The organism is Flavobacterium sp. FG139 (assembly GCF_057809695.1).
Map to the genome: position 1 here is coordinate 133,653 of NZ_JBMDKL010000009.1, position 25,789 is coordinate 159,441.

The following is a 25,789-nucleotide window of genomic DNA, read 5'->3' on the forward strand; positions in this document are numbered from 1 at the left end:
TATGAAAAAAATTAATTATTTTTTTTTCAAAACTTTTAGTGTAGTACTTTTTTTTATGTTAATGAGTTGCGAGAATAGTGTTTATGAAGAGGTTCTTTATAAATCTAAAGCAAAAGTTAGCTATGTAAAGTCCTCATTTTTAGAATCAAAACCGATGTTGATGAAGAAAATTAGAAATAGTAAAGCCTTTAAAAAAAATAGTGTTGGTAGAATTATCACCGATACCGTTAATGGCTACTCAATCGACACGGATAAAGTAAAGTATATTCAAGGTGAGAATTATGACTCATTTACATTTGAGATCATTAAACCAGATAAGACTTTTTTGGATAATTTAGTTTTAATTTCTAAACCCGACGGAAACTATAAAGCATATGCATTAAGGTATACCCTAACGGAACAAGAGAAATTAAAAATTGATACTCCTGAAGAAATTGATTTTACTAATAAATGCAAGGCTTCAGAAATAGCAGAGAGTGAAACTTTAGAAGAAATTCTAAGCAGGTTTAGCTATAATGAAGATTGTACGATGATATATACTTGGCAAGAAGTAGTTACCGTTACTCCATGCCCGATAGATGGTTGTTGGGGTCCTGAATGGACAGGAACTAGCGTTTCTCATGTATTGGTAGGAACATTAAACTGTGTAGCTTCGTCTAATGCTGGGTCGGGTGGTGGAGACCCAATTGGAACTTCACCACATGCTGGTGGGATTTTTGGGTCCAATGGTGAAAGTGAGCAAAACGATCAACCACCATGTCCTGGTGATCCCGTAAAAAATCCTAAAGTATGTCCTTCAAGCCCATCAAATCCAGCAGGTGGAACCTATGGATGTACTAGAAACGGGAACAGTTCTTGTGGTGGGTTACCTGGTAAAAAGAAACATGGAGGTTTAGACCTTCAGCTCCCATTAGGCAGTCAAGTTTTTGCTATGCACGGAGGAACAGTGGTTTCTTCAAGAAATATGTTTGGAGCGTCTCAATATGTTAAAAATTCTTTAGGAAATTATATTGAGATAGAATCCGTAATAAATGGTGAGACAATACGAATTAAATATTGTCATCTAAGTTCAGTGGCTGTAAATAATGGCAGTAGTGTTACGGAAGGCTTGCCAATAGCACAGTCTGGAACATCTGGGAATGCAGCAGCTGCAGGAGTAACTCCTCATTTGCATTTACAGGCCAAAAAGAAAATGGGTAATTCATGGGTAGAAGTGGATCCTATGAATTATATGGATACTATTTTTAGTACCACCACATTTCAAGCCACAGGTTCAAAATCTAATTGTCAATAACTATAATTATGAAAAAAACAATTTTAATGCTTCTGTTCAGTGTAGGATTTGCCTACGCACAAAACAATTCGTTACCATATAATCAATTAAAGGTTAATGGCGTTTCCTTAAATTTAAGTAAAACACAGTTATTAAGTTCGTTGAACATCTCCGGATTACCAGATGATTATTACAATGAAATGACCGGTTTAACTTATGATGAATACCAATCTGGCGGAAATAGTTTTTATTTCCAAGGCAATGATTTGGTTGATTTTGCTCTCAAAGACAATACTTTTAGTTTTATGAATAACAGTCTCAAAGTTGGGGCTAATATCAGTGTCGTGTCGAGTTTATACCCGACTTCATTTGCTAATAAGGAAGTAAAAAGTGGACTAGGGTTTATAATAATAAATCTTACCTCAAACAGCGGTACTGCTTTGGATGATTTTGTAGTCATTAATTACAATACCAGTAATGTGATTACCTCTATACATTTAGGGGAATATTAATAAAAGAGGATCGAGAAGTTTTTTATAGTATAATCATAAACGCCAACCAGAATTTGTATTTACACGTCTGCATTTGATTATTAAATTACACCTTTATAAAAGACAATCAATTTTCTCAAGAGTGGGTTTCAAGTGCAAACTTGGAGCTCACTTTTATTTATTTAAAAAGATGAATATGAAGACTACCTTAAGTTTTATAATTACAATAATGGTATTGCTGCTGTTTGGTTGCAATACTAATAATCATGAAACGGTCTCTCAGCCCCAAAACGACTCCATTAAAAAATACCTTGACCTCGCCAGTAACGACACCATCCCTTTTAAAATGCGTGATGCATACAACCAAAAAGCGTTTTCTTTTATTGATTTGAGTAAGAATGATACGTTGGTTAGGTGGTATTTATTTGTTGGATGTATAAATTATAGTAGAACAAAAAATAATGAGGGACTTGCAAAAACTAGAAAAAATTATATAAAAATCTTTTCAAAAACAAGTGATAATCTTACACTAGCTATGTTATATAGAATAAACGGAGCGTTTTTTAAAAATAAGAGAGAATTTGATAGCGCTTACTATTATTATGAAAAAGCAATTAAAAGTTATAAGAAAACAACTGATATTGTTGGTTTAGGTGAAGTATATTATCGTAAAAGTTGGGTGCAAAATAATATAAGTGACTATTTAGGAGCTGAGCTTTCATTGAAGCAGGCATTAATTCTTTTTAAAAAAAAGAAAATGTATTATAGAATGTATAGTGTTTTAAATGAATTAGGAAATATTTACAATTCATTAAAAGAATATAAAACTGCTATAAAATGTCATGAAGAAGCTTTAAATTTAGTTGTAAAATATAATCTTAAATCTTCAATACAAAATAATTTGATAGGAACTTCTCTTAACAATATTGGAAATGCATACAGAGAAAAAGGAGATTATTATAAAGCAATTTTTTACTTTAAGATGGCACTTAATAATGAAATGAAATTTCATAAAGATGATTTGCTAGTAGCATATATTTATGAGAACTTGAGTTGCTGTTATATAAAACTTAATAAATACGATATAATTCTAGAGATGTTAAAAAAATCTGATTCAATTTTTAAAAAAGATAAAATTTATAAAGAAGCTGCTATTGTAAATATGTACTTATCACAATATTATTTTAAAAAGAAGAAATATGTTAAAGCTAAAGAATTTTCGAATAAAGCATTAAATTTAGGAAAAAAATCTGGGGAGTATTATTATTACTTGACAATACTAAGTAATGCAGGATATACAGATTTAGAAAATGCACCAATTTATTTAGAGCAATATCACAAACTAAGTGATAGTTTGATTTATTCGGAAAGAAAAAAAAGAAGTCAATTCTATAAGATTCAATTAGAAACTAATGAAATAAGTAAAGAAAAAGAAAAAGCCGTAAAACTCAAATGGGCAATTTCATCTACAATAGCTGTGATTTTGATAATAGTTATATTGCTCTTTGTAATATACAGGCAAAAAGCAAAACAAAACGAAATGCAATTATTACAAGATCAAAAAAATGCCAACGAAGAAATATACAAATTGCTACTCGGCCAACATGCCAAAGAGGAAGAGGTACGCCAAAATGAAAAAAGACGGATTGCCCTCGAATTGCATGATAATGTAATGAACCAATTGGCCAGTACGCGATTTAACCTATATGCGATTTCTCAAAATACCGATAAAGACACTATTGAAAAAGCCCTACATCATATAGATAAAATTAAAGATATTGAAAATGAAATTCGTTCTATAACACACAATTTAAGTACAGATGTTTTTGAAGAAACAAATACTTTTGAGGTGTTGTTAGAAAAATTAGTAGAAGAACAAAATAAAACCTATCCTGCCCAATTCCAACTCGAGATGGACCCAAAAATCGCTTGGGAAGCAGTATCGGGTAAGATAAAAATAAATTTGTATCGCATTTTACAGGAAATCATTCACAACACCAATAAACACGCTCAAGCAACCTATGCTAATATTAATATTGTATTAGATTACCACTGTATTGGCATCGCGGTTCAAGACAACGGAATTGGATTTGTGGAGTCACAAACCGACGGAATTGGTTTAAAAAACATACACAATCGTTTGAAAGAAATTGAGGGTAACATAAACATTAAATCAGAGCTTGGGGTAGGCACATCGATTTTCATTACCATTCCTATTTAATACCTTTTTTTAGGTGTACATAAAAAGAGTCGTAAAAACAACACTGTTTTATGACTCTTTTTTATTTTAAATATTATTTATGTTAAAATTTTATTTATAAATAATTGAAAATCAAATAAATAACATAAAACAAAACAATATTAATTACATTAAAAAAGTAGGTATTTCAAAAAATAGCCATTCACCCAAATTTGACTGTTGTTTACTAACAAACAGTACCATTCCACATCTTACACGCGTTACGTTATCAATTGATTCTCATTACTGTAGTAGTTTTACGACGTCTAAAAGCCCCAAACAAGTTTTATAACTGGCTTTTTACACAACAATAAAAGTCTAACAAAAACTATAAAAATTTAGAATCATGAAAAAATCATTAGTAATATTCGGATTATTTTCTTTAATGATGGTGTTAACATCTTTTACATCTCCGATTGGTGGAGGAACAAATACTCCAGTAGGACAACTAAATATTGGAGGAGGTACAAACACTCCAGTAGGTCAGTTTGAGATTGGTGGAGGAACAAACACTCCAGTAGGACAACTAAACATTGGAGGAGGAACAAACACTCCGGTAGGTCAGTTTGAGATTGGTGGAGGGACAAATACACCTGTAGGTCAGTAAACTTAATAACATAATATAAAAAAAGCTATTCAATTTTGAATAGCTTTTTTTATTTAAAATTGTTATGTAAATTTGTTTTTCTGAAAAAATCTATATTGAACAAGATATACTTATATTTAGTGTTAATTATATTGTTCTTCTTTTCATGTAACAAACGTGAAAGTAAGGATAATGGTAAACAATATATCCCTGCCAGTTCAGATACTATTTCTGCCTATATATATAAATGTGACGTAGAATCTATTCCGGTTAAATTAAAATTAAAATATGCTAAAAAAGCTTTTTTGCTTTTAAAAGGAGGAAGTAACACACGGTCAGAAAGGGATTTAACATATGAGTTAATTGTAAGATTTTATAATCTTGGAAATTGGCCTGATTATAAATCAGCTTCCAATATTCTATTGAAAAAGGCACTAGAATCTAACGATACTATTAATATTGCAAAATCTTATAGATCTCTAGGGAATTATTATAATCAAAAGCAAACTTTCGATAGTGCTTTTTATTTTTTTTCTAAATCAGAAAAAATATATAAAGAGTTAAATGACTATGATGGTTATTCTACAATACTATTAAAAAAAGGAATAATCCAATATGTTTGTAATGATTTTTCTGGTGCTGATTTGTCATTGTCAAATGCTTATATTTTAGCTAAACGTACAAATGACAAACTTAAACTTTATGGTATATTAAACCAATTAGGGTTGGTGTCAAATAAATTAGCAGAGTACGATAAAGGTATTAACTATCTTAATCAAGCGATAAAAATTGTAAGAGATAATAAACTAGAAGATAATCAGCATAAAGAGTCTATTTGTTTAAGTAATATAGGTTATATAAAGCAAAGTATTAAAAAATATAAAGAAGCTATATACTACTATGATTTATCTCTAAAATCTAAAAATTTAAAGAAAGATTCTCCGATTTTATATTCAAACATAATTGATAATTTATCATATTGTAAACTTCAAATAAAAGATTATAATCAGTTGCCTAAATTGTTTTTTGAATCTTTAAAGATTAGAGATAGTATTGGAGATTTGTCTTTTTCAATAATAAGTTACAATCATATTTCGGAATACTATTATGCCATAGGTGATAAAGTTCAATCAAATAAATTTGCTGACATTTCTCTAAAATTAGCCAGAAAAAGTAAACTACCTTCAAATATTATTTTTGCATTAAAACAAGCTTCTTATGTTGATTCTGAAAATTCATATGAATATACTAAAGAGTATATAAGAATAAGTGACAGTCTTCAGGTTGTTGAACGAAACTCCAAAGATCGATTTGCACGTATTGAATTAGAGACTGAAGAAATCAAAAAAGAAAATAACGATCTCGAAGAAAAAAACAGAAACATCCTCAACTACTTCATGGGAACCATGGTTATTGGTGGGTTCTTATTTTTTATGAGAGCACAACGAGCTAGAAGTAGAGAACTCATTCTGCGGCAATCGCAACAACGTGCCAACGAAGAGATTTACAAACTCATCATTACCCAACAAAATAAACTAGAAGAAGGTCGTGTTCTAGAAAAATCGAGAATCGCCAAAGAACTTCACGATGGTGTTTTAGGACGAATGTTTGGCTTGCGTCTCAATCTGGATGGTCTTAATCAACGAACAGATGAAGAGGCTGTAAAAGAACGCGTGCGCTGTCTGGATGAATTAAAAACCATTGAGCAAGATCTTCGCGAAATTTCTCATGAGTTGAGTAGAGAGAAATACGTTTTAATTAATAACTTTGTAGCCATCGTAAACAACCTTTTGGAGGAGCAAGCCAAAGTTAATAAAGCTTCGCTGTCTACCAAAATCGATGTCAATATCGATTGGGATTTGTTGTCAAACACCACCAAAATCAATCTATACCGTATTCTTCAAGAGAGTTTGCAAAACATTAATAAATATGCAAAAGCAACTTCGATAAAAGTTGAGTTTAAAAAAGATAAAAAAGGAAATTTAATTCTTAATATTGCAGACGACGGCATCGGATTTGAAGTCGATAAAAAAAGTAAAGGTATCGGTTTGAAAAACATTGTTACTCGAACTCATGAAAGTGAAGGTACCATTGAAATTAAATCGGCTTTAAATAAAGGAACTCAAGTTAAAATTACCGTTCCACTGGAACACAAATCAATTAAAGTATAACAATGAATCCCCAAAACATTAATGTATTGATCGTAGATGACCACCCGTTTATCATTCAAGGGTATAAAAATGTGATCAAATTATTTCCTAACAAAAATATCGAATTTACGTTTTTCGAAGCTATAGATTGCAAAACAGGTTATGAAGCCGTAATGAACGCACCAGTTGCTTATGATATTGCTTTTTTAGATGTAAGTATGCCTACTTATGAGGAAAAAGGCATTAACACTGGTGAAGATATTGCCAAACTTTTAATGCAAGAAATGCCCAATTGTAAGATTGCACTTTTAACCATGCATTCTGAAAGTTTAAAAGTACAATCCATAATAGAAGAAATCAACCCACAAGGCTTGGTCATTAAAAATGATTTGGGATTTGATAGTATGATACTAGCTTTAGATACCTTAATTAAAGGCGAAGTATACTATAGTGATTCGGTGATTAAGTTTTTAAACAACCAACAAAAAGAAAAAGTATACGTAGATGTTATCGACAAACAAATACTCCATTATTTATATAAAGGCGTAAAATACGACGACATTCCACTTTACATCACCATTTCTTCAAGCTCTGTAAAAACTAGAAAAGAAAATATGAAAGATCTTTTAGGGATTTCAGGATGCAAAGACTCCGAATTAGTAGATGTTGCCAAAGACCGCGGCATGTTATTATAATAAAAAAGCGATACAATACTGTATCGCTTTTTTTATATTTATTCTTCTAATGCATTCCAGCCTCTAGCTTTCAGCGGTATTTTAGTATTGGCTCTCGTAATCAAATGAATGCCTTCACTTTCTTGAACCATGTGTCCAATGACAGTAAAATTGGGATTGGCTTTGATTTTATCATAATCTTCTACAGCAATAGTAAACAACAATTCATAATCTTCACCACCATTAATCGCCACTGTAGTCGAATCAATATTAAATTCTTCACACACATTGATAAACTGCGGGTCTACCGGAATTTTCTCTTCATATAAATTACAACCTACCTTACTTTGCTTACAAATATGAATAATCTCCGACGACAATCCGTCAGATATGTCAATCATTGCAGTGGGTTTTAAGTCCAATTTTTCAAATAATTCTCTAATGTCGTGACGCGCTTCTGGTCGTAATTGTCTTTCAATTAAATAGGTATAGGCATCCAAATCGGGTTGATTGTTCGGGTTCACTTGAAACACTTGTTTTTCGCGTTCCAACACTTGTAATCCCATGTATGCCGAACCCAAATCACCTGTCACGACTAATAGATCACTAGATTTCGCACCATTTCTATAAACAATTTCTTCTTCCATTGCTTCACCAATGGCGGTTATCGAAATAATCAAGCCTTTTTGAGACGATGTAGTATCGCCACCAATAACATCAACATTATAAAATTTTGCCGCCAAAGCAATTCCGTCAAATAACTCTTCCAACGCTTCCAACGGAAAACGATTGGAAACCGCTACCGAGACGGTAATTTGTGTCGGTTTAGCATTCATTGCACAAATGTCAGAAACATTCACCACCACTGCTTTATAGCCCAAATGACGCAACGGCATGTATGACAAATCAAAATGCACACCTTCAATCAATAAGTCGGTAGAAACCACCGCTTTTTTGGCTGCAAAATCCAAAACAGCAGCGTCATCACCAATACTTTTTAAAGTCGAAACATTTTTTACATCGAAGTTTTTAGTCAAATGTTCAATCAAGCCAAATTCTCCCAGTTGGGAAAGGGAAGTACGTTGCGGATTTTTATCTTCTATCATAGTTATTGCGAGGAACGAAGCAATCTCTTCATTCACTTTTTTATAAGTTACTTGGGCGCAAAGGTACAAAGTTTTTTGTGTTAGATTAAAGGGTTTCATATAAACAAAAAACCCAACAACTTTCGCCATTGGGTTTCTCTATATTTTTAAATTTTGTACTTCGTATATTGTACCTCGTACTTATTAATCATTCAACTTCAACACCGCCATAAACGCTTCTTGTGGAATTTCAACATTACCTACTTGACGCATTCTCTTTTTTCCTTTTTTCTGTTTTTCCAAAAGTTTTCTCTTACGTGAAATATCACCTCCATAACATTTAGCGGTAACGTCTTTACGCAACGCTTTGATGGTTTCGCGAGCGATGATTTTGGCCCCAATGGCCGCTTGAATAGGAATGTCAAATTGTTGTCTCGGAATCAATTCGCGCAATTTCTCACACATTTTTTTACCAATATTATACGCATTGTCTTCGTGAATCAATGCCGAAAGGGCATCCACCGATTGCGCATTCAATAACACATCCAATTTTACCAATTTTGAAGTGCGCATGCCAATTGGAGAATAATCAAACGACGCATATCCTTTAGAAACTGTTTTCAATCGATCGTAAAAATCAAATACAATTTCGGCCAACGGCATGTCAAAATTCAATTCCACACGTTCGGTAGTCAAATAGGTTTGATTGGTAATTACTCCACGTTTTTCAATACACAAACTCATCACATTACCCACAAAATCCGATTTGGTAATGATGGTCGCTTTGATATAAGGTTCTTCCACACGATCCAGTTTAGAGGGCTCTGGTAAATCGGAAGGATTGTTAACAATTAAAGCTGTTTCAGGCTCTTTTTTGGTATATGCCAAATACGAAACGTTGGGAACAGTAGTAATTACAGTCATATCAAACTCACGTTCCAAACGCTCTTGAATAATTTCAAGGTGCAACATTCCCAAAAATCCACAACGGAAACCAAATCCCAAAGCCGCCGAACTTTCTGCCGCAAAAACTAACGAAGCATCGTTCAATTGCAGTTTTTCCATTGAAGCTCTTAAATCTTCAAAATCTTCGGTATCAACAGGGTAAATCCCAGCAAAAACCATCGGTTTTACATTTTCAAAACCCGTAATCATATTGGTAGTTGGCGTTTTGGCATCGGTAATCGTGTCACCCACTTTGACTTCCTTAGCTTCTTTAATTCCTGATATTAAATACCCAACATCACCGGTAGAAATCACGTTTTTCGGAACCTGATTCAATTTCAAAGTACCCACTTCGTCGGCAAAATATTCATTGCCGGTAGCCATGAATTTGATTTTTTGTCCTTTTCTGATTTCGCCATTTTTCACACGAAAAATAACTTCAATTCCTCGAAACGGATTGTAATGTGAGTCAAAAATCAAGGCTTGTAATGGTTCGTCAACGGTTCCTTTTGGTGGCGGAATCTTTTCAATTATGGCCGCTAAAATATTTTCTACACCAAAACCAGTTTTACCCGAAGCGTGAATGATATCTTCTAATTTACAACCTAATAAATCAATAATATCATCGCTAACTTCCTCTGGATTAGCACTAGGCAAATCAACTTTGTTCAAAACCGGAATAATCTCCAAGTCGTTTTCTAAAGCCAAATACAAATTAGAAATAGTTTGTGCTTGAATACTTTGTGCCGCATCTACTATCAAAAGCGCACCTTCACAAGCTGCAATCGAACGTGAAACTTCATAACTAAAATCTACGTGCCCTGGAGTATCAATCAGGTTCAAAATATAATCTTCGCCTTTGTACTTATATTCCATCTGAATGGCGTGACTCTTAATGGTAATACCACGTTCGCGCTCCAAGTCCATATTGTCTAGCAATTGAGCCTTTTCTTCACGAGCAGTTACGGTTTGTGTAGCACCTAAAAGGCGATCGGCAAGCGTACTTTTTCCGTGATCAATGTGTGCAATAATGCAAAAGTTTCTAATATTTTTCATGATCTTTTTCTGTCAATTTTAATGGCGTTCCCCAAGGGTCGGGCTTTTCGCTCTATCTTTTGTTCCGCAAGCTCCACAAAAGGATGCCGCTGCAATCCCTAACGCAACATTCCCATCTGTAAGGAATTAATCCGCAAATATAAAGCAAAGTTTTGATTTATATGAGTGAAACTCGAATCCTTAAACTTGAAACCCGCAAATTTTTGTATTTTTGCAAAAAAATTACACCAATGCCCAAAATTGGCAATATCATATTACCCGATTTCCCACTGTTACTTGCGCCTATGGAAGACGTAAGCGATCCACCATTTCGTAGATTGTGCAAACTGCATGGTGCCGATTTGATGTATTCGGAGTTTATCTCTTCCGAAGGATTGATTCGTGATGCCGTGAAAAGCAAACAAAAATTAGATATTTTCGATTACGAACGACCTGTTGGAATTCAAATTTTTGGTGGTGATGAAGAGGCTATGGAAATGTCGTCTCGCATAGTTGATGCCGTACAACCCGATTTGGTAGATATTAATTTTGGATGCCCGGTCAAAAAAGTAGTTTGTAAAGGCGCTGGTGCGGGCGTTTTGAAAGATGTTGATCTAATGGTGCGTTTGACCAAAGCGGTGATTAAAGGGACCAATCTTCCGGTGACAGTAAAAACCCGTTTGGGTTGGGATGAAAATTCCATCAATATTGATGAAGTTGCCGAACGTTTGCAAGATATTGGGGTTGCAGCATTGACGGTTCATGCGCGAACACGTGCTCAGATGTACAAAGGACATTCCGATTGGAGTCATATTGAACGCGTGAAAAACAATCCAAGAATTACGATGCCTATTTTCGGTAATGGCGACATCGATTCACCCGAAAAAGCTTTAGAATATAAAAATAAATACGGCCTTGACGGTATGATGATTGGTCGTGCTGCGATAGGATATCCTTGGATTTTTAATGAAATCAAACATTACTTCGCGACAGGTGAACACTTGCCACCACCAAGTATGGACGACCGTGTGGAAGCGGCTCGAAATCATTTAATTTGGTCGATGGAATGGAAAGGAGAACGCCTTGGAATTGTAGAAATGCGCCGTCATTACACCAATTATTTTAAAGGTGTACACGGATTTAAAGATTACAAACAACGCCTAGTAACCACCGATGATCACAACGGGTTAATGGCTATTTTTAACGAAATTACGGAAGCTTACGCTGGCTATCAGTTTGTTTAATCTAGTAATTTTTTACTCACACGGCTGCTAGCAATCCAACTGGCTATAAATCCTAGAGAAACTATTGTTCCAAAAACAATCAGTACATTTTGAATGCTAAAAACCACTGGGTATGCCAATGATGGTGTAATCATGACCAATTGAAATTGCTGTTGCAATACCACAATAATAATTCCCAAAACCAATCCAATGATTCCACCCAGAACGGTTAAAAGCGTTCCTTGAAGCAGGAATATTTTGCGTAAATTTTTAACTTCAGTTCCAAGGTTGAAAAGCGTTTTTAAATTTGCTTTTTTATCCAATACCATCATAATTAAAGCGCCAATTAAGTTGAAAAGCGCAATGATGATGACCAAAGTAAAGATTAAATATACCGCAATATTTTCGGTGTTCAACATTTTATATAAAGTAGCATTCAACTCGGCACGTGTTTTAATGGCTACTTTATTGTGAAAGATTTTTTGAAGTTGTGCTATAATGTCGGCTTCGTTCGAATTGGGTTTGGTTTTCAATTCGACACCAGAAATCTGATTGGGCTGGTATTCTAATAGTTCTTGCACCAAACCTAAATCGGCAAAAACATATTTAGAATCTAATTCCTCACTTATCGCATATATTCCAACAGGAACTAAATCGGATTTATTGAAAGCTTCTTCAGGATTTTCGATATTGCCTTTTCCTGGTTTTGGGACATACACCACAAACGGATTGTTAAAGTCGAATAAGCCCAACGATAATTTTTGGGAAATACCATATCCAACAACACATTGATAGGTGTTGGGCTTTAGCCATTGGCCATTGAATAATTTTTGGGAAGCTTTATTTGTTGTGGTGAAATTTTGATCAATACCTTTTAAATAAGTCACTTGTTGTTTTCCGTCAAACGAAAAAAGCACTCGTTCTTCGATGGTTTTACTAAAATTAACAACTCCGGTGATTTTTTTAATTTCTGCTTCTTGTTCGGGAGAAATAGTAAATGATTTCCCGGAAATAGGATTTATTTTTAAATCGGGATCAAAATCATTTGAAAAAGAAAGACTGAATTCACGCAATCCACTAAAAACGGAAAGCACTACAAATAATGCCAACGCACCAACAATAATTCCGCCAGAAGCAATTCGAGTAATGATGTTGATTGCATTATTCTTGCTTTTACTAAATATGTAGCGTTTGGCTATGTAAAGCGGAAAATTCACTTACGATTTTTTGCGTTTTTCTAACAAATCTCTGTTTTCAATTGGATTTTCTTTTCCAGCTAGAGCGTTATCAATTTTCTCAATATAATCAAGAGAATCGTCAATGTAAAACGAAAGATTGGGTACTTTACGCAATTGCAATTTTACACGTTGTGACAAATCGTGCTTGATTAAAGGGGCATTTGATTTTACGGCCTCCAATATTTCTTGCGCTCTATTTTGGGGAAAAACACTCAAGTACACTCTAGCCACACCTAAATCGGTAGTAACAACAACCTTAGAAACCGAAATTATCAAATTGGTAAGTCCGTTTTTTCTCACTTCACCTTGAAGAATATCTACTAAATCATTTTGTAGAACGCTTCCTATTTTTTTCTGTCTATTTGTTTCCATTCGGCAAAAATACAATTTTTTTAGAGCCATAAAGAGGCAAAGCCGCAAAGTTTCTTGTTTTGAAGTATTTCACTAGAATTTTTAGGCATTTACTTTAGCCAAGAACTCAGATTTTGTAATTTTACACGACCTTAGAGGCTTTTAATTTAAGAACCTTAGTAATTAAATAATATGAGAAAAATAGAACATATCGGAATCGCAGTAAAAAGTTTGGAAACCTCTAATTTGCTTTTTGAAAAATTATTCGGTGCACCAGCATACAAACAAGAAGAAGTAGCTAGTGAAGGTGTGAAGACTTCTTTTTTTATGAATGGGCCAAATAAAATTGAACTTTTAGAAGCAACCAATCCGGATAGTCCGATTGCAAAATTTATAGAAAAAAAAGGAGAAGGCATTCATCATATTGCTTTTGATGTAGCCGATATTTTATCAGAGATGAAGCGATTGCAAGAAGAAGGATTTATTTTGTTAAATGATGTTCCCAAAAAAGGAGCCGATAACAAATTAGTCGCTTTTTTGCATCCCAAAGGGACTAACGGAGTATTAATAGAGCTTTGTCAAGAAATAGCTTAAAAATAGTTGCATCAAAAAAAAAATAGTAGTAATATTGCAACCTCAAAATACGGCGGTGCCTTGTTTTGAGGTATAGTTTTTAATTTAAAACTATGTATTAACAGGTCCTATAGCTCAGTTGGTTAGAGCACCTGACTCATAATCAGGTGGTCCTTGGTTCGAGCCCAAGTGGGACCACAATTAAAAAGACCTCTTTTTTGAGGTCTTTTTAATTATAGGTAAACCAAAACGTTTTTTTTTACGTTAATACTAAAACAAAGGCACCATGTAAATAAATTGTCAATTATTTACTACATGCTCCAAATTATAAGTCAAAAAATTTTGATAAAGAGATTTTTTTTTTACTTTTACGCCCTATGAAAATTGTCCCAAGTAAAATAGTATTACTTTTTGTTGGTTTATTGTGTAGCAATTTTATGTTTGCTGCGCCAAACCCACCAGCGCCAATTCCGCCGCCTCCACCAGGTTTACCAGTGAATCAAGGTTTGGTTTTATTGGTTATTGCTTCTATAATTTTAGGATTTTACAAAATACATTCAACAATAAAAGCTTCAAGATAACTTGAAGCTTTTTGTTTTTATTGCTTTTAGTTATCTCAAGGAATGTAATTTTGTTACATATTTTCCTATAACATCAAATTCCAAATTGATTTTAGTTCCTTGTTTAAAATTTTTAAAGTTAGTATGGTCATAAGTGTAAGGGATTATGGCAACACTAAACTCATTTCTTTTAGAATCAACCACAGTCAAACTTACTCCATTTACTGTTATAGAGCCTTTTTCTATAGTAATGTTGTTTAAAGACGCATCGTATTCAAAAGTAAATTTCCAACTTCCCTCCGTTTCCTGTATAGCTTTACAAATCCCAGTTTGATCAACATGGCCCTGAACAATATGTCCGTCCAATCGATCACCAAGTTTCATAGCTCGTTCTAAATTTACAATATCTGCAACTTTCCAGTCTCCAACATTTGTTTTATCGATAGTTTCCTTAATCGCTGTAACCGTGTAAGTGTCGTTTTCAATAGCAACAACAGTTAGGCAAACACCATTATGCGCTACACTTTGGTCAATTTTTAACTCATTTGTGATGGAAGAACTTACTGTAATATGTAGGTTTTCGTCTTCTTTTTGGATGTCTTTGATGATTCCAAGGGTTTCTATAATTCCTGTAAACATTTGTCGTTTTATTTTACTAAATTTGCACTTCAAAATTAGCAATAAATAAGAAGAAGTAGTCATGAAAAAAGCAGAAAATATAATCGTTGGAATTTCAATTGGAGATTTAAACGGTATTGGAAGCGAAGTAATTCTTAAAACATTTGAAGATTCTCGAATGTTGGAGTTGTGTACACCTATTATATTTGCTAATGTCAAGATTTTATCTTTTATAAAAAGAAACCTGAATTCTGAAGTCGCTTTGCACGGTATTGATAAAATTGATCAATTGGTGAAAGGAAAAATCAACGTGTTGAATGTTTGGAAAGAAGGCGTTGATATTAATTTTGGTCAGAACGACGAAAATGTTGGAAAATATGCTATAAAGTCATTTGTTGCGGCAACAAAGGCATTAAAAGACGGCTTGGTAGATGTCTTGGTCACAGCGCCAATCAATAAATATAACATCCAATCGGATGATTTTAAGTTTCCTGGACACACCGATTATTTGGATAAAGAATTAGAAGGAAATGCTTTAATGTTGATGGTTCAAGATAATTTAAGAGTTGGATTGCTAACCGATCATATTCCGGTAAATGAAGTAGCAAAACACTTAACCGAAAAATTAATCATTCAAAAGTTAGAAACTATTAATAAAACTTTAAAGCAAGATTTTGGAATTAACAAACCAAAAATAGCGGTTTTAGCTTTAAATCCTCATGCTGGAGATAACGGAGTAATTGGCAAAGAAGACGACGAAATCATCAAGCCAACGGTAAAAAAATTATTTGATAAAGGGATTTTTGCCTTTGGACCCTATTCTGCGGATGGTTTTTTTGGTAGCGGACAATATGAAAAATTTGACGCCGTCATTGCGACCTATCATGATCAAGGTTTAATTCCATTTAAAACCTTGTCTTTTGGAAATGGAGTAAATTATACAGCAGGTTTAAATAAGATAAGAACCTCGCCAGATCATGGAACAGCCTACGAAATAGCTGGAAAAGGGGTGGCCGATTTCACCTCATTTAAAGAAGCAGTTTATTTGGCAATTGACATCTATAACTCCAGAAATGAGTATGCCGAACTCACAAAAAACCCACTAAAAACAAAAGAAAAACAGTTATAAACAAAAAAATGTTTATAACGCTTTTAGATTTACAATAAATTTATATCTTTGCACTCCCAAACCCGAATCTTCGGATTGGACAAATTGATGAAATGATGAAAGTTACAAATGAATTTTTAATTCCGTTTATTGGATTAAAGTTAGGCAAACATCAATTTGAATTTGAGATTAAAAAATCGTTCTTTGATAAGTTTGATTATCACGAATATGAAGATTGTGATATCAAAGTAAATGTAGTTTTAGAAAAAAAAAGCACCATGTTGGAGCTTGCCTTCAAACACAAAGGAACAGTTCATGTGCCTTGTGATTTAACAAACGAAATGTTTGATTTACCTATAAAAGGAAAAATCAAGTTAGTAGTTAGTTTTGGAGAAGAGTTTAATAATGATAATGAAGAATTGTTGATATTGCCACACGGCGAACATCAAATAGATGTATCACAATATATTTATGAAATGATTGTGCTTTCGGTTCCGTTAAAAAGAGTTCACCCAGGAATTAAAGATGGAACTTTGCAAACAGAAACATTAGAAAAACTTACAAAACTTACAATAAAAGAACAAAAAAAAGAGAGTAAAAAAGAAGAAAATACCGACCCACGTTGGGACAAATTAAAGCAACTATTAACGGATAAATAATATAGTAAAATGGCACATCCTAAGAGAAAAATCTCGAAAACAAGAAGAGATAAGAGAAGAACACATTACAAAGCAACTGCAGCTACAATTGCTACTTGTCCAGTTACTGGAGAAGCACATTTATACCACAGAGCTTACTGGCATGAAGGTAAAATGTATTACAGAGGTCAAGTAGTTATTGATAAATCAGTAGCTGTTGCCTAATTTATATTTAAGTTTACATTTAAACTCTCACACTGTGAGAGTTTTTTGTTTTTTGTAAAATTTAATTATAACTAAATATTTTTTTGTAAATTCCACCTCTTTTAAAATTTCATTTTTTAAGAGATTATAAAATAGTAATATGAATACAATTACAGCTGCAATCACCGCTGTTGGTGGTTATGTTCCAGATTTTGTCCTTTCAAATCAGGTTTTAGAAACCTTGGTTGATACCAATGACGAATGGATCACTACAAGAACTGGAATCAAAGAAAGACGATTGTTGAAGGAACAAGGAAAAGGGACGTCTTATTTAGCAATTAAAGCCGCACAAGATTTAATTCGAAAAGCCAATTTAGACCCAGCAGAAATTGATTTGGTTATAATGGCAACCGCAACACCAGATATGCCTGTTGCCACTACAGGTGTTTATGTTGCCACGCAAATTGGAGCGGTAAACGCTTTTGCATACGATTTGTCAGCTGCTTGTTCAAGTTTTCTCTATGGAATGTCAACCGCTGCTGCCTACATTCAATCGGGTAGATATAAAAAAGTGTTGTTAATTGGTGCCGATAAAATGTCGTCAATTATAGATTACACCGATAGAGCTACTTGTATTATCTTTGGGGATGGTGCAGGTGCCGTTTTATTTGAACCTAATTATGAAGGACTTGGATTGCAAGATGAATATTTGCGTTCGGATGGAATTGGTAGAGAATATTTAAAAATTGATGCTGGCGGATCTATTTTACCTGCTTCTAAAGAAACCGTAGAAAATAGTCAGCATTTTGTTTTTCAAGATGGAAAAACAGTTTTCAAGTATGCTGTCTCTGGCATGGCCGATGTTAGTGAGAAGATTATGCAACGCAATAATTTAACCAAAGAAGACGTAAATTGGTTGGTTGCGCATCAAGCAAATAAAAGAATTATTGATGCAACAGCTTCCAGAATGGGAGTTGAAGAAGAAAAAGTATTGGTAAACATTCAAAAATACGGAAACACTACTTCGGCAACGTTACCGTTGTTGTTGAGTGATTTTGAAGATAAGTTTAAAAAAGGAGATAACCTTATTTTTGCTGCTTTTGGTGGCGGATTTACATGGGGTTCTATTTACCTTAAATGGGCATACAACAAACAATAAAACTATAAACTAAAACAAATAATATTATGGATTTAAAAGAAATTCAAAACCTAATCAAATTTGTATCTAATTCGGGTGTAGCCGAAGTAAAGTTAGAAACTGGAGATGTTAAAATTACCATCAGAACTACTTTGGAAGGAAATACACCAGACATCACCTATGTGCAACAAGCGCCGATGCAACAAGCACTTCCTCAAGCAGCGCCTGCTCCAGTAGCACAAACTCCTGCAGCACCAGTAGCACCAGCAGCAGATGATAATTCAAAATACATCACTATCAAATCACCAATGATTGGAACATTTTATAGAAAACCAGCTCCAGACAAACCAACTTTTGTTGAAGTAGGTTCTTCAATTGGTAAAGGAGATGTTCTTTGTGTAGTGGAAGCTATGAAATTATTCAACGAAATTGAAGCTGAAGTTTCTGGGAAAATTGTGAAAATTCTTGTAGACGATATGTCTCCAGTAGAATTTGATCAACCTTTATTCTTAGTTGATCCATCATAATTTAGATTATTAGATTATTAGATTTTTTAGATTATTAGATTTCAAAATTCTAATAATCCAATTCGTGAACGTCAGTAAAATTACTTCACAATCTAACAATCCAACATTCCAATTGTCTAACAATCTAATCATAAAAGATGTTTAAAAAAATATTAATTGCCAATAGAGGAGAAATTGCACTTCGTGTAATTAGAACCTGTAGAGAAATGGGCATCAAGACCGTAGCGGTTTATTCTACTGCAGACGCAGAAAGTTTGCACGTTAAATTTGCAGACGAAGCCGTTTGTATTGGTCCGCCTCCAAGTAATTTATCCTATTTGAAGATGTCAAATATTATTGCGGCTGCAGAAATTACCAATGCAGATGCAATTCACCCAGGATATGGTTTTTTATCTGAAAATGCTAAATTTTCAAAAATTTGTCAAGAACACGGCATTAAGTTTATTGGTGCTTCGCCAGAAATGATTGATAGAATGGGAGATAAGGCTTCGGCAAAATCAACCATGATTGAAGCGGGTGTGCCTTGTGTGCCAGGTTCAGTTGGAATCTTAGAATCGTATGAGCAAGCGGAACAATTGGCAAGTGAATTTGGCTATCCAGTAATGCTAAAAGCAACTGCTGGTGGTGGTGGAAAAGGAATGCGTGCTGTTTGGAAACAAGAAGATTTATTAAAAGCTTGGGAAGGTGCTCGTCAAGAGTCAGCGGCTGCTTTTGGTAATGATGGTATGTATTTAGAGAAATTAATCGAAGAGCCACGCCATATCGAAATTCAAGTGGTTGGTGATTCTTACGGAAAAGCATGTCATCTTTCGGAAAGAGATTGTTCGGTTCAAAGACGCCACCAAAAATTAACTGAAGAAACGCCATCGCCATTCATGACCGATGAATTGCGAAATAAAATGGGAGAAGCTGCTGTGAAAGCGGCCGAGTATATTAAATACGAAGGCGCAGGAACAGTTGAATTTCTAGTAGATAAGCATAGAAATTTCTATTTTATGGAGATGAATACGCGTATCCAAGTAGAACACCCAATTACGGAGCAAGTGGTAGATTACGATTTGATTCGTGAACAAATATTGGTTGCGGCTGGTGTGCCAATTTCAGGGAAAAATTACTATCCAAATTTGCACGCGATAGAATGCCGAATCAATGCAGAAGATCCGTATAATGACTTCCGTCCATCGCCAGGTAAGATTACCGTTTTACATGCGCCAGGAGGACACGGAGTGCGTTTAGATACGCATGTGTATGCAGGATATACGATTCCGCCAAATTATGATTCGATGATTGCTAAGTTGATTACAACGGCGCAAACCAGAGAAGAAGCCATCAGTAAAATGAAACGTGCTTTGGATGAGTTTTATATTGAAGGAATTAAAACTACAATACCATTCCACAGACAGTTGATGGATGAACCGGATTATGTTGCTGGAAATTACACTACTAAGTTTATGGAAACTTTCAAAATGAAAGATGTAGAATAATATAAAAATCTGAAAACAAGTTTAGATGATAAAACCATTCGTTAATTCGGATGGTTTTTTTATTTGTTCGATCTTGTTAGAACTACTGATTTGCATAAGACCATTGCTGTCTAGCCCTGATGGCAGTGAAAATAAACTAGCAGAGTTTATTGCAACGAACAGCAGGAATAAGGATGGCAAAAGAGTCCAAACCGTTCGCTTCTATTAAAAAAAAGAATAATAAAAAACCCGCTCATTGCTGAACGGGTTTTTAAGTATCTAAAGGATTTTAGATTATGCTTCAAAAGGAATAATAGAAACAAACGACTTATCATCCGCTTTTTTCTGAAATTTCACAATTCCATCCACTTTAGCATGTAAAGTATGATCGTTACCCATGTAAACATTTTCACCTGGATTGTGTTTAGAACCTCTTTGTCTTACGATAATGTTTCCAGCAATTGCAGCTTGACCACCAAATATCTTAACGCCTAAACGTTTAGAGTGTGATTCTCTACCATTCTTCGAACTACCGACACCTTTCTTGTGAGCCATGATGTTTTGGTTTTATAAGTTAATTACTCTTGACTATCTGTTTTTTTAGTTTTTTTAGGAGCTGCTGCTTCGTCTGTTGCTTTTTCAGCTTTAGGAGCTTTAGCTTTTTTAGGAGCAGCTACTTCTTCTACTGTTTCAACTACTGGAGCTGCTTCTTTTTTAGGAGCTGCTTTTTTAGCACCTGTTGCAACAATTCCTTCAATAAGGATTTGTGTGAAACTTTGACGGTGACCGTTTCTTTTCTTGTAACCTTTTCTTCTTTTCTTTTTGAAGATAATTACTTTATCACCTTTTAAGTGTTGTAACACTTTTGCTTCTACTGAAGCACCTTCTATAGCTGGGGCGCCTAAAGTTACATTTCCGTTATCGTCTAATAAAAGAACTTTGTCAAAAGAAACTTTTGAACCTTCTTCGTTAGCCAAACGGTGAACATAAACCTTTAAGTCTTTGCTTACTTTAAATTGTTGCCCTGCTATCTCTACGATTGCGTACATAACAAATTTGTTTAGTTAAAAATTTTAAGGTTGCAAATATACAAATTAATATTTCTCATGCAACGCTAATTTTAAAAAAGTTTTGACTTAATAATCAGTTACTTGTAAATTTTGTAAGATTCGTATAAATCCGTTACCTAAAACCAATAAAAAAAGTACTTTTGTGTAACAAAAAAAACCATTAGACCACTAATGGTGCTATACAACTAAATTTTATATAGTTTTTTATGAAAAAATCTTTAATCGCTTTAAGTTCAATGCTTATGCTAGGAGGAACAGCTCATGCCCAAAAGGTAGCTTTTGAGGAATATGATTTATCCAATGGAATGCACGTTATTTTGCATAACGATCCATCAGCACCAGTAGTAATCACTTCGGTTATGTACCATGTGGGTGCTAAAGATGAACAACCCGATAGAACCGGTTTTGCTCACTTTTTTGAACACCTTTTGTTTGAAGGAACAGAAAACATCAAACGTGGTGAATGGTTTAAAATTGTTACTTCTAATGGTGGCGTAAACAATGCCAATACTACTGAAGACAGAACGTATTATTATGAAGTATTCCCTTCTAACAATTTAGAATTAGGATTGTGGATGGAATCAGAACGTATGTTACACCCAGTTATCAACCAAATTGGTGTGGATACTCAAAACGAAGTGGTTAAAGAAGAAAAAAGATTGCGTTACGACAACAGTCCGTATGGGCAATTGATTCCGCAAGTAAAAAAATATATGTTTACTAAACATCCATACCGTTGGACTACAATTGGTTCGATGGATCATTTGGATGCTGCTAAACTAGAAGAATTTCAAGCATTTAATAAAAAATTCTATATTCCAAACAACTCAGTTTTAATTGTTGCTGGAGATATTAGTAATCCAACTCAAACCAAAGAATGGATTGAAAAATACTTTGGTTCTATTCCAAAAGGACCTGCTATTGTGCGTCAAACATTTGTAGAAGATCCAATTACGCAACCTATCAATGCCACTTTTGAAGATGCAAACATTCAAAAACCAATGGTGGTTGCGGCTTACAGAACGCCTTCGATGAAAACACGTGATGCACGTGTGTTAGACTTTATTTCTACATACTTAAGCGATGGTAAAAGTTCTAAATTGTACAAAAAGATTGTGGACGATAAAAAAATGGCGTTGCAAATTGGCGCTTTTAGTTACAATCAAGAAGATTACGGAACTTACATTCTTTACGGAATGCCTCAAGGCGAATTTACTTCTAAAGATTTAATCAAAGAAGTAGACGAAGAAATTGTAAAACTTCAATCGGAGTTGATTTCTGAAAACGACCTTCAAAAATTGAAAAACAAATACGAAAATCAATATGTAAGTGGCAACGCAAGTGTTGAAGGTATTGCAGATAATTTGGCTACTTATTATCTATTGTATGGTGATGTGAATTTAATCAACACCGAAATTGATATGTACAACTCCATCACTCGTGAAGAGATTAGAGAAGTGGCTAAAAAATACCTAAACCCAAATCAAAGATTACTCTTAGATTACGTTCCTGCCAAAGACAAAGCTGACAATAAATAAAATTACTTACGATGAAAAAATCACTAATCATATTATCAAGCTTGTTTTTAACTATCACTATGCAAGCACAAGACAGATCACAACCAAAACCAGGACCAGCTCCATCGATTAATATCAAAAAACCAGTTTCGTTTACCTTGCCAAACGGACTAAAAGTATTAGTTGTAGAAGATCATAAATTGCCAAGAGTATCATTTAGTTTACAATTGGATAATGCTCCTTATACCGAAGGCGATAAAAAAGGAGTAGATGAATTGACAGGAAGTTTAATTGGAAACGGTTCTGTAAAAATTTCTAAAGATGCTTTTAATGAAGAAATCGACTTTTTAGGTGCCGATATCAACTTTAGTACCGACGGTGCTTTTGCGAGCGGTTTGTCTAAATATTCTAAAAGATTATTAGAGTTAATGGCAGACGGAGCCTTGAATCCGAACTTCACTCAAGAAGAATTTGATAAAGAAAAAGACAAATTAATTGAAGGATTAAAAACACAAGAAAAGAATGTAACCGTTGTTGCAGGTCGTGTTGAAAATGTTTTGGTATATGGTAAAAATCATCCAGCTGGAGAATATTTATCTGAAGCTACTATTAAAAATGTTTCTTTAGCCGATGTAAAAACACATTACAATACGTATTTCGTACCTGAACACGCTTATTTAGTAGTTATTGGAGATGTAAAATTCAAGGATACTAAGAAAATGGTGGAGAAATTGTTTGGTGCTTGGGTAAAAGGAAAAGCGCCTCAAGTTTCGTATACGGCACCAAGTAATGTACAATACACACAAATTAATTTTGTGGACATGCCAAATGCCGTTCAGTCTGAAATTTCTTTGGTAAACTCCGTTGATTTAAAATTATCGGACCCTGATTATTTTCCTGTAATTGTTGCGAATCAAGTTTTAGGTGGTGACTTCAACAGTTATTTAAACATGAATCTTCGTGAAGCTCATGGTTGGACTTACGGTGCGCGTTCTAGTATTGGAGTAAATAAATATACAGTAAGTAAATTTAAAGCCAATTCGCAAGTGAGAAACATGGTTACCGATAGCGCAGTGGTTGAATTCATCAAAGAAATTAAGAGAATTCGTTCCGAAAAAGTTACCGATGAAGCCTTAAATAATGTGAAAGCAGGTTATGTAGGCCGTTTCGTTATGAATGTTGAAAAACCTCAAACGGTGGCTCGTTATGCCTTAAACATTGAAACCGAAGGATTATCAGCTGATTTCTACGAAAATTACATCAAAAAAATCCAGGCTGTAACTGCTGATGACGTGATGCGAGTGATGAACAAATACGTTCTTGCCGATAACATGAGAATTCTAGTTACTGGAAAAGGTGCCGATGTGATTCCTGGTTTAGAGAAATTGAATATTCCGATTTTCTATTTTGATAAATTTGGAAATCCAACCGATAAACCAAAAATGAAAAAACCAACGCCTGCTGGTGTAACGGTTAAAACGGTAATGGACAACTACATCAATGCTATTGGTGGTGCCAAAGCTGTTGCTGGTGTAAAAACCGTTTTTGTTACTGGAACTTCAGAAATTGAAGGGGCTCCAGCACCACTTTCGTATGTTTCTAAAAAAGATGTCAAAGGAAGAACATTCTTTAAACTAGAATTGGTTGGTATGATGGAATTGTCTAAACAAGTTATTGGAGACAAATCGGGTTATATCGCTTCTCAAGGTCAGAAAAAAGATTTGACTCCAGAAGAATTTGCTGAGAAAAAAGCGACGGCTACGACTTTTGAAGAATTGGTGTTGGCCAATAAAGCAGATGTGGTATTAGACGGAATTGAGCCTATAAACGGTGCCGATGCCTATGTGGTTAAAAACGGAAAATCAAATTTATATTATGATGTAAAAACCGGTTTGAAATTGATGACTTCTACAACTTCTGAACGAAATGGTCAAAAAATGACTTCAACCGTTACCTATAGTGATTACAAAGATGTTAAAGGAATTAAAGTGCCGTTCATGATTGTAATGTCGCAAGGTAGAGATATTGAGATTAAAGTAACCGAAGTTAAAATTAACGAAGGTGTTACCGATGCCGATTTTCAATAATCAGAAGTAACATAAATAAAAAGACCGTCAGTACTGGCGGTCTTTTTTATTTCAAAATTCAAAATTCGTTGTTGAGAATTCCAAGTTCAAAAAATATTGAATATTCAATGTTGAAGTTTCAGTTTATTTCTTATTGGCCAAATACACACCAACCAAAATAATAAACGCACCAAGAAATTGAAACGGGGTTAACATTTCATGATCCAACAGCCCCCAAAAGAATGCTACAATCGGAATTAAATAGGTAACCGATGAAGCAAAAACTGGTGAGGACATTTGAATTAATTTGAAGAACAAAATGTTAGCAATACCAGTGCCTACAATTCCCAAAATTAAAATAAAAAGCATCGAATGCTGGGTAGCAGGGAAAGCAACAATATCTAAAAAATTAGTCGAAAACAACACGATTAAAGCAGGTATCAGCATTACTGTAAAATTTCCAGTAGTGATGCTCAAAGGTTTTACGTCAGATAAGTATTTTTTAATCAAATTTACGTTCAAAGCATAACATACTGAAGCAATAATCACCAAAATAGCATAAGTGTAATTTTCACTCGAACCTTGATTTTTACCACTAAAAATTAAAAGAGCAGTCCCAATCAAACCGATTACAACACCAATAAACTGACTTCTTTTAAAGGCCATTCCAAAGGCTATTATTCCAATCAATAAAGTATTTAAAGGTGTAAGTGAATTTAATATCGAGCAAATCGAACTACTCACTTGGGTTTCGGCTATCGCAAAAAGAAAGGCAGGTAAAAAAGTTCCGAACAAAGCCGTAATGGCAATGTATTTCCATTGGTGTTGCTTGATTTCTGTCAAACTTTTAAACCCAATCAACAACAAGAATAGGGATGTGAATATAATGCGAAGCGCACCTAATTGATATGGCGATAAGCCTACTAATCCTTTCTTAATCAATATAAAAGAGCTACCCCAAATTAAGGCTAATGCTAGTAATAAAGACCATTTGAGTTGTTTGGTTGGCATAATTTA

General features: G+C 34.1%; 25 protein-coding genes and 1 tRNA gene. 18 read left to right on the forward strand and 8 right to left on the reverse strand.

Annotation, left to right across the window (positions count from 1 at the left end; genetic code table 11):
- Positions 1 to 160: 160 nt before the first annotated feature.
- The 6 genes from ACODSI_RS09540 to ACODSI_RS09565 all read left to right on the forward strand — a co-directional run bounded on the left by ACODSI_RS09540 (position 161) and on the right by ACODSI_RS09565 (position 7,434).
- Positions 161 to 1,294 carry a M23 family metallopeptidase gene (locus ACODSI_RS09540; protein WP_488916617.1) on the forward strand — a complete coding sequence of 378 codons (1,134 nt, stop codon included), beginning with the start codon at positions 161 to 163 and terminating at the stop codon, positions 1,292 to 1,294.
- Positions 1,295 to 1,302: 8 nt separating this feature from the next.
- Positions 1,303 to 1,785 carry a hypothetical protein gene (locus ACODSI_RS09545; protein ID WP_488916618.1) on the forward strand — a complete coding sequence of 161 codons (483 nt, stop codon included), beginning with the start codon at positions 1,303 to 1,305 and terminating at the stop codon, positions 1,783 to 1,785.
- 175 nt (positions 1,786 to 1,960) lie between these two features.
- Positions 1,961 to 3,985: a tetratricopeptide repeat-containing sensor histidine kinase gene (locus ACODSI_RS09550; RefSeq protein WP_488916619.1), complete on the forward strand. Its 2,025-nt coding sequence runs from the start codon at positions 1,961 to 1,963 to the stop codon at positions 3,983 to 3,985.
- A gap of 364 nt (positions 3,986 to 4,349) precedes the next feature.
- Positions 4,350 to 4,610, forward strand: a complete 261-nt coding sequence (locus tag ACODSI_RS09555) for a hypothetical protein (protein WP_488916620.1) — start codon at positions 4,350 to 4,352, stop codon at positions 4,608 to 4,610.
- Positions 4,611 to 4,729: 119 nt separating this feature from the next.
- The gene (locus ACODSI_RS09560) at positions 4,730 to 6,760 is read left to right on the forward strand and encodes an ATP-binding protein (RefSeq protein WP_488916621.1); all 2,031 of its coding nucleotides are present in this window, start codon (positions 4,730 to 4,732) and stop codon (positions 6,758 to 6,760) included.
- A gap of 2 nt (positions 6,761 to 6,762) precedes the next feature.
- Positions 6,763 to 7,434 (forward strand): response regulator, encoded by a 672-nt coding sequence (locus tag ACODSI_RS09565; RefSeq protein WP_488916622.1) that lies wholly within the window; start codon positions 6,763 to 6,765, stop codon positions 7,432 to 7,434.
- Positions 7,435 to 7,472: 38 nt separating this feature from the next.
- Here the strand turns inward: ACODSI_RS09565 and thiL are convergent, their stop codons facing one another.
- Positions 7,473 to 8,519: a thiamine-phosphate kinase gene (thiL, locus tag ACODSI_RS09570; protein ID WP_488916623.1), complete on the reverse strand. Its 1,047-nt coding sequence runs from the start codon at positions 8,517 to 8,519 to the stop codon at positions 7,473 to 7,475.
- Between the two features lie 183 nt (positions 8,520 to 8,702).
- On the reverse strand, positions 8,703 to 10,499 hold the full coding sequence (gene lepA / locus ACODSI_RS09575) for a translation elongation factor 4 (protein ID WP_488916624.1): 1,797 nt from the start codon (positions 10,497 to 10,499) through the stop codon (positions 8,703 to 8,705).
- Between the two features lie 230 nt (positions 10,500 to 10,729).
- On the opposite strand from lepA, the gene dusB reads away from it, so the two are divergent.
- Complete coding sequence (gene dusB / locus ACODSI_RS09580) at positions 10,730 to 11,722, forward strand: tRNA dihydrouridine synthase DusB (RefSeq protein WP_488916625.1); 993 nt, start codon at positions 10,730 to 10,732, stop codon at positions 11,720 to 11,722.
- Here the strand turns inward: dusB and ACODSI_RS09585 are convergent.
- Together ACODSI_RS09585 and rbfA are read right to left on the reverse strand one after the other, a co-directional pair.
- Entirely contained in the window at positions 11,719 to 12,918 is a 1,200-nt protein-coding gene (locus ACODSI_RS09585; RefSeq protein ID WP_488916626.1) for an ABC transporter permease, read from the reverse strand. The two genes, dusB and ACODSI_RS09585, sit on opposite strands and share 4 nt — an antisense overlap.
- Positions 12,919 to 13,311, reverse strand: coding sequence for a 30S ribosome-binding factor RbfA (rbfA, locus tag ACODSI_RS09590; RefSeq protein WP_488916627.1), 393 nt, complete (start codon positions 13,309 to 13,311; stop codon positions 12,919 to 12,921). It lies immediately after the preceding gene.
- Positions 13,312 to 13,482: 171 nt separating this feature from the next.
- Between rbfA and mce the strand changes: the two genes are divergently transcribed.
- The 3 genes from mce to ACODSI_RS09605 all read left to right on the forward strand — a co-directional run bounded on the left by mce (position 13,483) and on the right by ACODSI_RS09605 (position 14,444).
- Entirely contained in the window at positions 13,483 to 13,884 is a 402-nt protein-coding gene (mce, locus tag ACODSI_RS09595; RefSeq protein ID WP_488916628.1) for a methylmalonyl-CoA epimerase, read from the forward strand.
- 103 nt (positions 13,885 to 13,987) lie between these two features.
- A tRNA-Ile gene (locus ACODSI_RS09600) sits at positions 13,988 to 14,061 on the forward strand.
- Between the two features lie 179 nt (positions 14,062 to 14,240).
- Entirely contained in the window at positions 14,241 to 14,444 is a 204-nt protein-coding gene (locus ACODSI_RS09605; protein WP_488916629.1) for a PID-CTERM protein-sorting domain-containing protein, read from the forward strand.
- Positions 14,445 to 14,474: 30 nt separating this feature from the next.
- Here ACODSI_RS09605 and ACODSI_RS09610 read toward each other — a convergent pair whose 3' ends face one another.
- Positions 14,475 to 15,062, reverse strand: coding sequence for a riboflavin synthase (locus tag ACODSI_RS09610; RefSeq protein WP_488916630.1), 588 nt, complete (start codon positions 15,060 to 15,062; stop codon positions 14,475 to 14,477).
- 61 nt (positions 15,063 to 15,123) lie between these two features.
- Between ACODSI_RS09610 and pdxA the strand changes: the two genes are divergently transcribed.
- The 6 genes from pdxA to accC all read left to right on the forward strand — a co-directional run bounded on the left by pdxA (position 15,124) and on the right by accC (position 20,140).
- On the forward strand, positions 15,124 to 16,170 hold the full coding sequence (gene pdxA, locus ACODSI_RS09615) for a 4-hydroxythreonine-4-phosphate dehydrogenase PdxA (RefSeq protein ID WP_488916631.1): 1,047 nt from the start codon (positions 15,124 to 15,126) through the stop codon (positions 16,168 to 16,170).
- Between the two features lie 95 nt (positions 16,171 to 16,265).
- Positions 16,266 to 16,808: a YceD family protein gene (locus ACODSI_RS09620; RefSeq protein ID WP_488916649.1), complete on the forward strand. Its 543-nt coding sequence runs from the start codon at positions 16,266 to 16,268 to the stop codon at positions 16,806 to 16,808.
- 9 nt (positions 16,809 to 16,817) lie between these two features.
- Positions 16,818 to 17,012 (forward strand): 50S ribosomal protein L32, encoded by a 195-nt coding sequence (gene rpmF / locus ACODSI_RS09625; protein WP_488916632.1) that lies wholly within the window; start codon positions 16,818 to 16,820, stop codon positions 17,010 to 17,012.
- A gap of 139 nt (positions 17,013 to 17,151) precedes the next feature.
- Complete coding sequence (locus ACODSI_RS09630) at positions 17,152 to 18,150, forward strand: beta-ketoacyl-ACP synthase III (protein ID WP_488916633.1); 999 nt, start codon at positions 17,152 to 17,154, stop codon at positions 18,148 to 18,150.
- A 26-nt stretch (positions 18,151 to 18,176) separates the two neighbouring features.
- Positions 18,177 to 18,656, forward strand: coding sequence for an acetyl-CoA carboxylase biotin carboxyl carrier protein (accB, locus tag ACODSI_RS09635; protein ID WP_488916634.1), 480 nt, complete (start codon positions 18,177 to 18,179; stop codon positions 18,654 to 18,656).
- Between the two features lie 137 nt (positions 18,657 to 18,793).
- Positions 18,794 to 20,140, forward strand: coding sequence for an acetyl-CoA carboxylase biotin carboxylase subunit (gene accC, locus ACODSI_RS09640; protein ID WP_488916635.1), 1,347 nt, complete (start codon positions 18,794 to 18,796; stop codon positions 20,138 to 20,140).
- 273 nt (positions 20,141 to 20,413) lie between these two features.
- On the opposite strand, the gene rpmA is transcribed toward accC, so the two are convergent.
- Both rpmA and rplU read right to left on the reverse strand, forming a co-directional pair.
- On the reverse strand, positions 20,414 to 20,674 hold the full coding sequence (gene rpmA / locus ACODSI_RS09645) for a 50S ribosomal protein L27 (RefSeq protein WP_488916636.1): 261 nt from the start codon (positions 20,672 to 20,674) through the stop codon (positions 20,414 to 20,416).
- Positions 20,675 to 20,697: 23 nt separating this feature from the next.
- Positions 20,698 to 21,168, reverse strand: coding sequence for a 50S ribosomal protein L21 (gene rplU / locus ACODSI_RS09650; RefSeq protein ID WP_488916637.1), 471 nt, complete (start codon positions 21,166 to 21,168; stop codon positions 20,698 to 20,700).
- A 227-nt stretch (positions 21,169 to 21,395) separates the two neighbouring features.
- Here rplU and ACODSI_RS09655 point away from each other — a divergent pair, with 227 nt between their 5' ends.
- On the forward strand, positions 21,396 to 22,727 hold the full coding sequence (locus ACODSI_RS09655; protein WP_488916638.1) for a M16 family metallopeptidase: 1,332 nt from the start codon (positions 21,396 to 21,398) through the stop codon (positions 22,725 to 22,727).
- 11 nt (positions 22,728 to 22,738) lie between these two features.
- Complete coding sequence (locus ACODSI_RS09660; protein WP_488916639.1) at positions 22,739 to 24,793, forward strand: insulinase family protein; 2,055 nt, start codon at positions 22,739 to 22,741, stop codon at positions 24,791 to 24,793.
- 123 nt (positions 24,794 to 24,916) lie between these two features.
- Here ACODSI_RS09660 and ACODSI_RS09665 read toward each other — a convergent pair whose 3' ends face one another.
- The gene (locus ACODSI_RS09665; protein WP_488916640.1) at positions 24,917 to 25,783 is read right to left on the reverse strand and encodes a DMT family transporter; all 867 of its coding nucleotides are present in this window, start codon (positions 25,781 to 25,783) and stop codon (positions 24,917 to 24,919) included.
- Positions 25,784 to 25,789 lie beyond the last annotated feature (6 nt).